General features: G+C 63.8%; 10 protein-coding genes. 4 read left to right on the top strand and 6 right to left on the bottom strand.

Features of this window, described 5'->3' with window-relative positions:
• Positions 1-5 precede the first annotated feature (5 nt).
• From VM94_RS08190 to VM94_RS08180, 3 genes are all read left to right on the top strand, one after another.
• A complete protein-coding gene (locus VM94_RS08190; protein ID WP_046682989.1) occupies positions 6-1,949 on the top strand; it encodes a branched-chain amino acid ABC transporter ATP-binding protein/permease in 1,944 nt (647 codons plus the stop codon).
• 10 nt (positions 1,950-1,959) lie between these two features.
• A complete protein-coding gene (locus tag VM94_RS08185) occupies positions 1,960-2,682 on the top strand; it encodes an ABC transporter ATP-binding protein (RefSeq protein WP_046682988.1) in 723 nt (240 codons plus the stop codon).
• A gap of 83 nt (positions 2,683-2,765) precedes the next feature.
• Positions 2,766-4,907 (top strand): TonB-dependent receptor plug domain-containing protein, encoded by a 2,142-nt coding sequence (locus tag VM94_RS08180; protein ID WP_046682987.1) that lies wholly within the window; start codon positions 2,766-2,768, stop codon positions 4,905-4,907.
• Positions 4,908-4,910: 3 nt separating this feature from the next.
• Here VM94_RS08180 and VM94_RS08175 read toward each other — a convergent pair whose 3' ends face one another.
• From VM94_RS08175 to VM94_RS08150, 6 genes are all read right to left on the bottom strand, one after another.
• Complete coding sequence (locus VM94_RS08175; RefSeq protein ID WP_046682986.1) at positions 4,911-5,231, bottom strand: DUF2288 domain-containing protein; 321 nt, start codon at positions 5,229-5,231, stop codon at positions 4,911-4,913.
• 42 nt (positions 5,232-5,273) lie between these two features.
• Positions 5,274-5,981 carry an RES family NAD+ phosphorylase gene (locus tag VM94_RS08170; RefSeq protein WP_046682985.1) on the bottom strand — a complete coding sequence of 236 codons (708 nt, stop codon included), beginning with the start codon at positions 5,979-5,981 and terminating at the stop codon, positions 5,274-5,276.
• Between the two features lie 2 nt (positions 5,982-5,983).
• A complete protein-coding gene (locus VM94_RS08165; protein WP_046682984.1) occupies positions 5,984-6,421 on the bottom strand; it encodes an MbcA/ParS/Xre antitoxin family protein in 438 nt (145 codons plus the stop codon).
• Between the two features lie 79 nt (positions 6,422-6,500).
• Positions 6,501-6,917, bottom strand: a complete 417-nt coding sequence (gene fos, locus VM94_RS08160; protein ID WP_046682983.1) for a fosfomycin resistance glutathione transferase — start codon at positions 6,915-6,917, stop codon at positions 6,501-6,503.
• A 48-nt stretch (positions 6,918-6,965) separates the two neighbouring features.
• Complete coding sequence (recJ, locus tag VM94_RS08155) at positions 6,966-8,666, bottom strand: single-stranded-DNA-specific exonuclease RecJ (protein ID WP_046682982.1); 1,701 nt, start codon at positions 8,664-8,666, stop codon at positions 6,966-6,968.
• Positions 8,663-9,721, bottom strand: a complete 1,059-nt coding sequence (locus VM94_RS08150) for a hypothetical protein (protein WP_046682981.1) — start codon at positions 9,719-9,721, stop codon at positions 8,663-8,665. The genes recJ and VM94_RS08150 overlap by 4 nt, the downstream gene beginning before the upstream one ends.
• Positions 9,722-10,113: 392 nt before the next feature.
• On the opposite strand from VM94_RS08150, the gene VM94_RS27185 reads away from it, so the two are divergent.
• A complete protein-coding gene (locus tag VM94_RS27185; protein WP_052755627.1) occupies positions 10,114-13,626 on the top strand; it encodes an SdrD B-like domain-containing protein in 3,513 nt (1,170 codons plus the stop codon).
• The last annotated feature ends 35 nt before the right edge of the window (positions 13,627-13,661 follow it).

Genomic DNA, 13,661 nt, shown 5'->3' with positions numbered 1-13,661 from the left:
ACCACATGAACAAGAAAATCACCATGCTGGCGCTGAGTGCGGCGGGACTGGCCGCGCTCGCACTGTTCCCCATCGTCATCCCGAACCCGTATTACATCCATCTGGCCGAGACCATCCTGATCTACGCCATCCTGCTGTTCGGCCTCGATATCGTCGTCGGCTACACGGGGCAGGTGTCGCTGGGCCACGCGGGCCTGTTCGGCATCGGCTCGTACGTCACGGGCGTGCTGGTGTTCAAGCTGGGCGTGTCGTTCTGGCTGGCCATCCCCGCCAGCATCCTGGGTGCGGCCGTGTTTGGCGCCATCCTGGCCTTGCCGGCCCTGCGCGTGACGGGGCCCTACCTGGCGATGGTGACCCTGGCCTTCGGCACCATCGTGCAAATCCTGATCAATGAAATGAGCTTCCTCACGGAAGGGCCGATGGGCATCAAGATCCACAAGCCCGTCCTGTTCGGCCACAAACTGACGGAAGTGGAGTACTACTACATGGTCGCCGCGCTGCTGGTGATCTCGCTGGCGGTGGTGCACCGCATCTTGAAGTCGAACCTGGGCCGCGCGTTCGAAGCCTTGCGCGACAGCCCCATCGCGTCGGACTGCATGGGCGTGTCCGTGTACCGCTACAAGGTGTACGCCTTCGTCATCAGCGCCGGTTTCGCGGGCCTGGCCGGCAGCCTGTACGCGTATTCGGAAGAATACATCTCGCCCAATACCTACAACTTCGAGCTGACGATATTGTTCCTGCTGGCCGTCATCATGGGCGGACGCAAGACCCGTTCGGGCGCGCTGATCGGCGCCCTGATCGTCGTCATGCTGCCCAGCCTCCTGTCGGACATCGAGTTGTTCCGCAAGATCGCCGTTGGCGCCGCCGTGCTGGGCGTGATCGGCTCCGCCTTCATGCTGGCGAAAAAGCGTTCCACTCTGCGCGGCGTGATCGTGCCCCTGGTGGCCACCATCGGCCTGGCCGCGTTTTCCTACAAACTGGAAAACATGGTCGACTGGCGCCTGACCATCTTCGGTTTGATGACGCTGTTCGTCGTGTACTACCTGCAGGACGGCATCGTCGGCTTCTTGATGAGCTTTATCGGCAAGGGCCGGCGCCATGTGCAAGCCGTCGCTTCGCACGGCGTGGCGCCGTTCGACCACGCGCAGGGCGGGCAGCAGGGCGCAACCCTGCTGCGCGTGGATCAGGCCCTGATGCAGTTCGGCGGCCTGAAAGCGCTGAACCAGGTGGACCTGAACGTCACGCAAGGCTCCGTGCATGGCTTGATCGGGCCGAACGGCTCGGGCAAGAGCACGATGATGAACGTGCTCACGGGGATCTACAAGCCGACGGCGGGCAAGGTGGAATTTGCCGGCGCCGTGATCTCTGGCCGCACGCCGTCCGAGATCGCGCTGGGCGGCGTGGCCCGCACCTTCCAGAACGTGCAGCTGTTCGGCGAGATGACGGCCACCGAGAACGTGCTGGTGGGCCTGCACAACACCTTCAAGTCGAACGTGCTGGACGTGATGCTGCATACGCCCCGATACAAGCGCGAAGAAACGGCCGCGCGCGAGCGGGCCGCCAGCATCCTCGAATTCGTCGGCCTGGCCGACCTGGCCAACGAAGAGGCGCGCAATCTGCCGTATGGCAAGCAGCGGCTGCTGGAAATCGGCCGCGCGCTGGGCCTCAACCCGCGTTTGTTGCTGCTCGATGAACCGGCGGCGGGCCTGACGGCGCCCGACATCAAGGAGCTGATGGCCATCATCCGCAAGATCCGCGAGCACGGCATCACCATCATCCTGATCGAGCACCACATGGACGTGGTGATGGCCCTGTCGGACGTGGTGACGGTGCTGGACTTTGGCCAGAAGATCGCCGAAGGCGCACCCGCGCTTGTCCAGAGCGATCCGAAAGTGATCGAAGCCTATCTTGGCGGCAGCGCCGAAACCCTGGCGCCAGCGGCGCACTGAGAGGAAGACCATGCTGACCATTAGTAATCTGCACGCCGCCTACGGCAAAGTCGAAGTCCTGCACGGCATTTCGCTCGACGTCCCGAAGGGCAAGCTGGTGACCCTGATCGGCTCGAACGGGGCCGGCAAGACCACTACCATGCGCGCCATCTCCGGCATGCTGAAACCCAAGTCCGGCACCGTCACCCTGGGCGGCAAGGACGTCACGGGCCTCGATTCGCACAAGATCGCGCGTGCCGGCCTGGCCCATTCGCCGGAAGGCCGGCGCGTGTTCGCCTCGATGTCGGTGACGGACAACCTGCTGCTGGGCGCCTTCCCCCGCTTTACGCGGGCGCGTCCGAAAGGCGACATCAAGCGCGACCTGGACAAGGCCCTGGAACTGTTCCCCCGCCTGAAGGAGCGGCGCGACCAGCTGGCCGGCACCTTGTCGGGCGGCGAGCAGCAGATGCTGGCCATGGCCCGCGCCGTGATGCTGAACCCGGAAGTGATACTGCTGGACGAACCGTCGATGGGCCTGGCGCCCATCCTGGTGGAAGAAGTCTTCCGCATCATCACGCGCTTAAAGGCCGAAGGCGTGACCATGCTGCTGGTGGAGCAATTCGCCGCCGCCGCCCTGAACGTGGCCGATTACGGCTACGTGCTGGAAAACGGCAGCATTTCCGTGCACGGGCCGGCGGAGAGCCTGAAAACCGATCCGAAGGTGATCGCGGCGTATCTGGGGGGAGGGCACTGATGATGGCCTGACAATGCGCTTGCTGCGCGTTGTCAAATCCTCTACACTGCGCGCTTCCCTACCCGCAGTGTAGAAAAGGCATCATGCGCAGCGCCAGCCCGTATTCCCTGTTTTTATCCCCGCTTTTTTCCCTGCTTTTGCCCGCCGCTGCCAGCGCTGACGATGCGCCGTTGCAGAAGGTTGAAATTTCGGCCGTCAGTGGCACGCAGCAGCGGCGCGACGACACGGCCGCGAAGATCATCGTCAGCCGCGACGACCTGGCCCAATATGGCGACAGCAACCTGGCCGCGACGCTGAAACGCCAGCCCGGCGTTTCCGTCGTCGGCGGCGAGGTGCGCATGCGGGGCCTGGGTGCCGGCTACACGCAAATGCTGATCAATGGCGACCCCGCGCCACCCGGGTTTTCCATCGAGTCGATCGCCCCGGACATGATCGAGCGCATTGAGATTTTGCGCAGCGCGACGGCAGAATACAGCATGCAAGCCGTTGCCGGCAGCATCAACGTGGTCTTGCGCAAGGGGGCCAGCGGCGCGGAGCGCGAATGGAAGCTGGGCGCGGGCCGGCAGGATGGCCGCTGGCAGCCTGCCGCGTCCTTGCGCGTGGCGGACAAATTGCCGGGTTTTGCCTACTCGCTGACGGGCGCCCTGGAACGCACGGCCGATGACGTAGCGGGGCGGACGATTGAAACAACGTCCGGCCCCGCCGGCATGCCGCTGTCGCTGCGCGACACGCGCACGCGCAACGCTTCCTCCGTCAACAAGGCCAGCCTGACGCCTCGTCTGCACTGGACCCTGGACAATGGCGACTCCATCACCTGGCAAAGCCTGCTGGACTGGTACCGCACGGGGTTTGACGGCGTGGCCCGCGAAACGGTATTGACGGGGGCGGCCAGCAGCTATCCGCGCAATGGCGCCACCTCGCAAGCGAGCGTCTTTTCGGCGCGCAGCGACGTGAGCTGGGCGCACTCGCTGGGGGCTGCGGGCAAGCTGACGGCAAAACTTGGCGTCAACCACAACCGGCGTGATACGGATTACGTTTTCCATGGCGAGGCGGCCGGTGGCGCCACCCTGCTGCTGCGCGGCGTGGTCTCCGGCGCCATTGACGACAGCGTCAACAGCAGTGGCAAATACCTGGGCCGGTTGGGTGGCGGCCATGCTTTGAGCCTGGGCTGGGACGGCAGCCTGATACGCCGCAGCGAGTCGCGCCGCCAGCGCGATACGTATTTTGACGGTGGCGCGCCGTATGCGCTCGATGAAGACTACACGGCCGACGTGCGGCGTCTGGCCCTGTATGCGCAGGATGAATGGGAAGTGACGCCGCGCCTGCAAATGTATGCGGGCGTGCGCTGGGAAGGCTTGCAGACGGCGACCGAGGGCCGCACTTTGAGCGAAGTGCGCACGCAGGCCAATGTCTGGAGCCCCGTGGCGCAGCTGCTGTGGAAGCTGCCGGAGCAGGAGCGCGACCAGCTGCGGCTGGCGCTGGCGCGCACCTACAAGGCGCCCACCACGCGCAACCTGGTGCCGCGCCGCTACACCGTCAACAATGGCAACAGCGCCAATAATCCCGATTTCCAGGGCAATCCCGACCTGCGCCCGGAACTGGCGTGGGGGCTGGATGCGGCTTGGGAGAGCTATTTCGGCAAGAGCGGCGTGGCCAGCCTGTCGGCATTCACGCGGCGCATCAGCGATGTCACCGTGCAGCGCCTGTTCCAGCACGATGGCATCTGGACCGCCAGCCCGTTCAACAATGGCACGGCCACGGTGCACGGAGTCGAAATGGATGTGAAATTCCCCTTGCGGACCTGGTGGGCACAGGCACCCGATATCGACGTGCGCGCCAATGCGGGGCGCAACTGGTCCAGCGTCGCCGCCGTGCCGGGTCCGGGCAACCGCCTGGCCAGCCAAGTGCCGGCGACGCTCAACCTGGGTCTCGATTACCGGCTCTCGCCGAAAATGAGCATGGGCGGCAATCTGAACGTGCAGACGGGTGGCCTGGCGCGACTCGATGCGCACGCCAGCAGCCATGCGGGCGTACGGCGTGCACTCGACGCGTATGCGCTGTGGCAGCCGGACGTGAAAACGCGCGTGCGCCTGTCAGCGGCCAACTTGCTGCATCAGCAGCGGGTGCAAGGGCAATCCTATGTGGATGAAATGGGCCGCAGCGACAGCATCACTACCCTGGGCAGTAGCGCTGCGCTGCGCCTGATGTTCGAGCGCAGCCTGTAAGCATCAATGTTTGGTGGGCTTTTCCTGCTGCACCAGAATGAACGGGCTGACGACGACGGCCCATAGCGAGCTATCGGCGGCCTGCCAGTCCAGCGCCTGCTGGTCGGAGACTTTGGCTACCTTGCCATCGACCATCCATTGCGTGATGGTCGCCTTGTCGTCGTGCGAGATGCGCACGGCCACTTCGACCAGGTCCAGTTCATCGGCGACCCAGACGACATTGCCTTGGGCGAAGTGCTTTTCCAGTTCGCTCCAGGCCAGGCGGGCCGTTTCGCTGTTTACTTTGAGGCGCAGTTCGGTGTCTTTTTCAGGATTGGTTTGCATGTGAGATCAGGTTGCGGTGAGTCGGGTGCCGATGCGCGCGGTTTATTTGCCTGGCAAGGCTTCCACGTGCGGTATCGGCGTACCCTGCCATGTTAACCGATAGGCGGCGCCTTTGCGAACATTGCCCACGAGGGCAGGGCGGAAGCAGGCCAGGTTGGTGCCGCCCGCCAGCCGGGTGCTGGGAAAGATGACGCCCATGGAGCCGGCCTCGAGCAGGATGGCGGCCAGGTCTTGCGAGGCGATGTAGCTGGACGGGTCGAGGCAGGCCGCATAGCGCTCTTGGCCGCGCAAGTCGTGGAAGCTGGCGGAAAAATCGGCCAGCAGCGACTGGTAGTTGACGCTGTCGTCGAAATAGTCGATTTCCTGGTATTCCACGGTTTTATGGAAAATGATTTCGGCCAGCGCCGTTTTCATATCGAAGGCGCAATACCAGGCGCCCCGTTCGCCATCGTTGAAGCGCGCCCCTTCCGGCCGGGCATACGTGTAGGCGGCGTTGATGATGCGAAAGTGCGGCACGCCAAAAACCAGTTCGTCCACGCCAATTCCTGGTGCGCCGCCATACTCGGCCACCAGGCGCGCGTTGGTGGCGTTATCGAGCTCGAACAGCTCGCGCAGGTGCGCGTCGTCCTCGGCCAGCGGCGCCAGCACGGAGTCTTCCATGTCGGCAAAGCGCGAGGGAATCAACCGGCAAGTGTCGATCTGACGCAGCGCGGCCAGCGGCGGCAGGTGGGTATTCGGGGCTGCGGGCACGATTACAGTCCTCCGCGGCGCGCGTCGAGCAGCTTGCGCACCGTCTGCATGGCCAGCAAGCCGCCGGCCAGCATCTGCGACAGGGGCGTGCGGCCGCCGAAGATGGGGTTTTTGTTGGGCAAACTCACCCATTCGTCAGCCAGTTTGTCGCCGTACAGGATGTGCAAGGCTTTATAAATGCCCAGCAAATACGAAATGCGCGTGATGCGGTCCACTTCCAGCACGCGGTCCGGGTGCTTCTTCCACTCGTAATAGGCGCTGCTGGACAAGCCGCCCAGCAGTTCGCGCGCATCGTCGTCGCGCAGTTTCCAGGCGGCGGCCAGCTTGAAAAAACCCTTCAGGGCCGCCTGCGACAATCGCTCGCGCTCGGCTTTGGCATTCAGGTCGACGAGCACGGCCGGCTCGAAGCGGCTCTTGGGGTAGGCGTAGGCAAGATTCATGATGGACTCCTTTTATGGATAAATATTACTCCTTTTTTGTAATTTATGCTGTCCTCTTCCAAATGTGCGCGCCAGCACCTTAATCGTCAAAGAATTGCATGCCGGCATAGGGCGCCGCGCGGCAGGCTGCCAGCCGCTGCGCCAGGCTGCCCGCATGGGCTTCCAGCCGGTGGCCGTCCGGATCGAGGAAATACAGGGAATCGCCGGCGCTGCGGTTTTGCTGCCATTCGGGCACGCCGGCGGCGCGCAGGCGGGCGGCAAACGGGGCGAAGTCGGCGGGCGCGATGGAAAACGCGTAATGCGTATAGGCGGAACTGGCCAGCACAGGCGTGTCTTGTCCGTCCAGCGACAGGCATAGCCACAAGTCCCCGGCCGACAGATACGCGCCCCGGTCCCAGCGCGCATGCAGGCGCAGGCCCAGGGTGTCGCGGTAAAAGACGACGCTGCGCGTCAGGTTGTGCACGGACAGGGTGAGGTGGTTCAGGCCGGTCAGCATGGATTGGGAGGTGTCGGGAAGGCGATAAATAGGTTTGGGCCGGTGCCATCACACAGGTTCGGCGTGCTCCACCATGAGTTGTACTTTCGTCGTGCCATTGTATTCATTCGCATCGAGCCGGAATGCCACGCGCGTGCGTTCGCCCAGGGCGTCCGTATGCCCGAACCAGATGGCGTCGAAACGCACGCCGTTCTTTTCCAGCAGCAGTTTCAAATGGCGCTCTTTGAGGATGCGCTGGCTGACGACGCGGAATTCGTCGCAGAAGACGGGCGGGGCGAAGCCCTGGCCCCACACTTGCCCATCCATCAGCTCGATGAAGGCCGTCGTGTAGTAGGCGTCTTCCAGCGGGCCGTCCGTTTCCACCACCCGTTCCAGCTGCTGCTGGCTGAGCCAGGCCTGGCCAACTGCTTCGAAGGCTTTGGAAAAGGCGTCGAAAGCGTCGGCGCGGATGGTCAAGCCCGCCGCCATGGCGTGGCCGCCGAACTTGTCGATCAGGCTCGGCGCCCGTTTCGACACGAGATCGAGCGCGTCGCGCAAGTGGAAGCCGGGAATCGAGCGTCCGGAGCCCTTTATCCAGCCGTCCGCGCCCGGTGCGAACGTGATGGTCGGGCGATAAAACTTTTCCTTCAGGCGCGAGGCCACGATGCCGATCACGCCCTGGTGCCACGATTCATCGAAGACGCTGATGGTGCTGCTGTTGGCTGGCTCGAACGTATCGAGGTGCAGCAGGGCCGTATCCTGCATTTCCGCCTCGATTTCGCGGCGCTTCAAATTGATGTCGTTCAACTGCTGCGCCAGCGCCCAGGCGCGGCCTTCGTCGTCCGTGACCAGGCATTCGATGCCCAGCGACATGTCTTGCAGGCGGCCGGCCGCGTTCAGGCGCGGTCCCAGGGCAAAGCCCAGGTCGAACGGCGTGGCGCTGCGCGCTTCGCGGCCCGCCACGCGGAACAAGGCGGCCACGCCCGCGTGCATATTGCCCTTGCGCATGCGTTTGAGGCCTTGCGCGACGAGGATGCGGTTGTTCGTATCGAGACGCACGACGTCGGCCACCGTGCCCAGCGCCACCAGGTCGAGCAGGTTGTCGAGCTTGGGTTGCGTTTGCGCATCAAAGAGGCCGCGCCGGCGCATTTCCGCGCGCAGGGCCAGCAAGACGTAGAACACGACGCCCACGCCCGCCAGATGTTTACTGGGGAAACCGCAGGCGGGCTGGTTCGGATTGACGATGACGGCCGCGTCGGGCAGGGTGTCGGCCGGCAAATGGTGGTCGGTGACGACCACCTGGATGCCGCGCCGGTTCGCTTCGGCCACGCCGTCGATGCTGGCGATGCCGTTGTCGACGGTGATGATGATGTCGGGCGACTTTTCGCGGGCCGTCAGTTCGACGATTTCCGGCGTCAGGCCATAGCCGTATTCAAAACGGTTGGGCACGATGAAATCGACGTCGGCGCCCATGGCGCGCAAGCCGCGGATGGCGACGGCGCATGCGGTGGCGCCGTCGCAATCGTAGTCGGCCACGATGACCATGCGCTTCTTGGCGGCAATCGCGTCGGCCAGGAAGACACCGGCCGCGCCGATGTGCAGCAAGCCGGATGGCGGTATCAAGTCTTTCGGCTCGATCGAGAGTTCTTTCGCGTCGGACAGGCCGCGCGACGCGTACAAGCGGGCCAGCACGGGATGGATGCCGCCCTGGCGCAGCAATTCGGATTCGCGGTAGGGGCAGGGACGGGTGGCGATGCGGGTACGGGTCATGATGCTTTCAACTTGTTCAGGGTAATCGCGCGCCAGAATTTGCGCTGCGCGTGCTTGCTGGTGGTGCAATCGAGCCAGGCGTCGCGGTGGCTCAGCACCAGGCGCAACTGGCCCAGGCGGCCATCCTTCAATGCCGCCAGCAGCGGCGCGAACCAGTCCGCTTCCAGCGCTTGCAACTGCTGCAGCCACATGCCCCATTCCTGGGCTTGCGCCGCTTCGGTCAGGCCGCCCAGCACGACGATCGCCTCGGATTGGTCCGCCAGCACACTGTTTGGACTGGCATCGCGCTGCGCCGGTTCCGCCAGCGCGGCCAGCCAGCCCGGTGCGTCCTGCGTATGCAGGCTGGCGGCGCAGCGCGCAGGCGCATGTGCCGCCGTGGCCACGCTCCCGCCCCAGATCCAGAATGAATTGATGGCTTTCAAGCCCCGCTCCTCGCGCGCCGCATTGACGGGATGCTCATGCCACAGCATCTGCACTTCATTTTGCAGGCGGCGCGCCGCGCGCGCATGCTCGCCTTCCGGCATCCACACGGACAGGTCTTGCGTGGTGGCTGCGTCCGGCGTGGCGCACTGCAAGTCGGACCAGGCGTCGGCGCGCATGAACCAGGTGCCCGCGTCGCCATACGCCAGGGGCTGGCCGATCTCGTCGAAATACGGGCGCGCCGTGTCGAACAGGGTGCGGCCGTCGGCCTCGCTCAGCTTGAGCTGGCGCAAGTCTTCCAGGCTGATATGGCTGCGGGCGATGGCCAGGTGGGCCGGATGCAGAACGAAGTAGCGCGCGCCCGGTTCCGGCACGAGGCCGTAGCCGCGCATGGCCTGGGCGGCAAAGGCGGCCTGTGCCGCTTCGCCGTTGGGCGCGGGCGACAGGGCCAAGGCGTGCGCCAGCCACGCTTCGTGCGGCAGCAGGCGGTTGGCGTTGTCAAAGGTTTCTAAATTGCAAGTGGAGGTGCGCGACAGCAGCGCCGCCAGCGCGGGCGCCTGCAAGACCTTGAGCAGGTCGGCAGCCAGTTCGGCATTGGGCAAGGCGAAGGGCAAGACAAGGGTAAGTTGATTCATCCCGAGATTGTAGGCGATTGTGGTGCGGGCCGAAAAGGCGCATCTGTTTTCGAGCCTGCTATGGCAACACCGTCGGCGCTGGAAATGCACAAAAATTATAAAAATTTTATCGATATTGATGGAAATTAATTTGCTTTTGAAAAGATACTGGATATAATTGCGACAACTTAAATATCAGAAATACAATCACCCCCTGCTGCGTGGTTGCGTCGTCTGGCTCCTGTGTCCCTCGAAACTGTATACAAGATCTGCCGGCTTCATTTTTTAAACAAGTCTCTTCTTGGAAGCCCACCTATGTATACATTCGCCGCTTTGCGCGGCCAGGCTGATCGCGCCCTGGCCCCCCGTATTTCCGCTCCTGCTGCCGTCGTTGCATGCCGTCAGGAGGCCGCATGACTACCTACAACCTGTCGACCACGGTCCACGTCTGCGAAGACATCAACAAGAATTTCGACATCCGCGACCTGCTGATCCAGGCCGGCTACTCGGTGCAAGGCGAACTGAATATCAAGAATTTCACGGTTTTATTGCCGGACGATACCGAATCGACCGTCAATACGCCGCTGTTCGGCATGCTCGACGCGGACACCGTGTACGTGCGTCCCGGCGACTGGGCAGCCAACTACAATGGCAGCTTCTCGACCATCCAGGTGACGATCGACAAGGGCAATGGCGATATCGTCCAGCTGAGCCTGCAAGTCATCATCGACCCCGTCAATGACGCGCCCGATGCGGCCGACAAGACCTTCACCCTGGTCGACGGTTCCAGCGTCGTGCTGAGCGAAAGCGATTTCGGCTTCCACGACGACGTCGAGCACGACGGCTTCAAGTCCATCGTCATCACCAATACCACCACGGCAGGCCAGGTCTTGTTGAATGGCGTGGCCGTGGCGGTGGGCACGGAAGTCTCGATCGACGATATCCGCGCGGGCCACCTGGTCTTCGTGCCGAGCCAGACCGTGGCCGGCGACTTCGACCTCGGTTTCAAGGTGCGCGACGATGGCGGCACGGCTGGCTGCAATGCGCAAGACCTGAGCCTGGCGCCCCATTACCTGACCTTCAAGGTGCCGATGGCCCACCTGGGCGATTTCGTGTGGGAAGACAAGAACGCCAACGGCGTGCAGGACGCGGGCGAGGCGGGCATCGCCAATGTCGTCGTGCAATTGAAGGATACGGCCGGCAATGTGGTCGCTTCCACCACGACGGACGCCAGCGGCGGCTACCACTTCGACGTCAATCCCGGTACCTATTCGGTGACCGTGGTGGCACCCGCCGGCTACGTGCCGACGGCAGCGAACCAGGGCGGCGACACGGCCAAGGACAGCAATATCGATGCGGCCGGCAAGATGGCGCCCGTGACCCTGGCGCCGGGCGAGACCAATTTGACCCTCGATGCGGGCCTGTACCGCACGGCCGAGCTGGGCGACCGCGTCTGGTTCGACACGAACAAGAATGGCGTGCAGGACGCGGGTGAAGCAGGCGCCGCAGGCGTGAAAGTGACCTTGCTCGATGCGTCGGGCAATGCCGTCGGCAGCCCGCTCATCACGGACGCAAATGGCAACTATCTGTTCACGAACCTGAAACCAGGCGCTTACAGCGTGCAGTTCGACAAAACCACCTTGCCATCCGGCTACGCCTTCACGGGCCAGGACCAGGGCGGCGACGACCAGCGCGACTCGGACGCCAATGCCGACGGCCGCACGGCGCAAGTGCTGCTGGCCTCGGGCGACAGCAACCACAGCGTGGATGCCGGCATCGTCGCCTTGCCAGCGACCCTGGGCGACCGGGTCTGGCATGACAGCAACATGAATGGCGTGCAGGATGCGGGCGAGTCCGGCATAGTCGGCGTCACCGTGCAGCTGAAGAACGCGGCCGGCAGCGTGATCGGTTCGACCGTGACGGACGCCACCGGCTATTACAACTTCAGCGTCGATCCCGGCACCTATTCCATCGCCGTCGTCGCGCCAGCCGGCTATCTGACGACGGTCAAGGATGCGGGCGGCAACGATGCGCTCGACAGCGACATCAATACGCTGGGCAACAGCGGCCAGGTGACGGTGGCTGCCGGCCAGAACTACAGGGATCTCGATGCCGGCCTGTACAAGACGGCGTCCATCGGCGACCGCGTGTGGTTCGATGCGAACGGCAACGGTACGCAGGATGCGGGCGAGGCGGGCGTGGGTGGCGTGAAAGTCAACCTGTACAACGAGCAAGGCGCCGTCGTGGCCAGCGCCACCACGGATGCCAGCGGCAATTATCTGTTCAGCAACCTGGTGCCAGGCAATTACTACCTGGGCTTCGTGCCGCCTGCCGGCTATGGCTTCACGAAGGCCGACATCGGCGGATACGCCACCGATTCGGATGTCAATCCGGCCACCGGTTTTACCACCACGTGGGCTACCTTGAAGTCGGGCGAAACCCAGCTGGACTGGGATGCGGGCCTGGTGAAACTCAACACGGCCTCCATCGGCGACCGCGTGTGGGAAGACAAGAACTACAACGGCGTGCAGGAGGCGGGTGAACTGGGCGTGGCAGGCGTGAAAGTCAACCTGCTCAATGCGTACAACCAGGTCATCGCCACGACGACGACGAACGCCAGCGGCAATTACCTGTTCAGCGAACTGGCGGCCGGCAGCTACAAGGTGGAAGTCATCCGTCCATCGGGCTTTTACTACACCAAGGCCAATGTGGGCGTTGACACGGCCGATTCCGACGTCGATGTCAGCACGGGGCGCTCGGGCCTGATCAACCTGGCCGCGGGCCAGAACGACATGAGCTGGGATGCGGGCATTTACCGCAAGGCCAGCCTGGGCGACAAGGTGTGGCGCGACGCCGACCATGACGGCGTGCAGGACTACAACGAGGCGGGCATCGCCAACATCAAGGTGCAACTGTACTCGGGCAGCGGCGTGCTGCTGGCCACCACTTACACGAATGCCTACGGCAACTATCTGTTCAGCAACCTCGATCCGGGCAGCTATTCGCTCAAGTTCGACAAGTCGGGCGTGTATCACGCGGGCTACGCCATGGATACGTGGAAGTGGGGCGCGAAGAACGTGGGTGCCAACGACAACATCGATTCGGACGTCAACAGCAATGGCACGACGGGCAACGTGGTCTACACGGACATCCTGAAACTGGCGTCGGGCCAGAACGACATGAGCTGGGATGCGGCCATCACGCCCATCGTCATCGACCTCAACGGTGACGGCGTGCACACGATTGCCCGCGCCGACTTCCACGGCAGCTTCGACTTGCTGGGCACGGGCAACGCCATCCAGACAGGCTGGGTCTCGGCCCAGGATGGCTTGCTGGCCATCGACAGCAATGGCAATGGCAAGATCGACAATATCTCGGAACTGTTCGGCGGCAACGAAAAGGGCACGGGCTTTGCCAAGCTGTCCAGCTATGACTCGAACGGCGACGGCGTGGTCGATGCGCACGATGACAAGTTTGCGGAATTGCGCATCTGGCGCGACGCCAACAGCAACGGCGTGACGGACGACGGCGAATTGATGTCGCTGCACGACGCCGGCGTGGCCAGTCTGACGGTCAGCTACACGGAACTGCCGTTCCTCGACGCCAACAGCAATTTGCACCTCGAGCGCAGCAGCGCCACCTTGGCCGACGGCAAGTCGGTCGACATGACGGACGTGTATTTCAACGTCGACGCCAAGGATGCGGCCGCCGCCGGCGTGGCCTTGCCGAGCATGGCCGACCTGCTGCGCGACGACAGCACGCTCGACGTGGTGCTGGGCCAGGATGGCGCGGTCAACACGGTCGCTGCCGCTCAGGCTGCCATCGTCGCCCCGGCTGCCGAAGCCCAGGCCCAGTGCGAGATGGCCGACCTCTTGCGCCGCGCCATGGCCCACGCAAATACCCAGCCCCAGGAAATGGCTGCCTGATGTCCCTTGCCGGCCCGTAATCCTGCCCGGCAATG

The sequence above is a fragment of the Janthinobacterium sp. KBS0711 genome (assembly GCF_000988085.1).
Taxonomy (GTDB): domain Bacteria; phylum Pseudomonadota; class Gammaproteobacteria; order Burkholderiales; family Burkholderiaceae_D; genus Janthinobacterium; species Janthinobacterium lividum_E.
The sequence above is the reverse complement of the archived record's forward strand: the minus strand, read 5'-3'. Positions and strand labels throughout refer to the sequence as shown.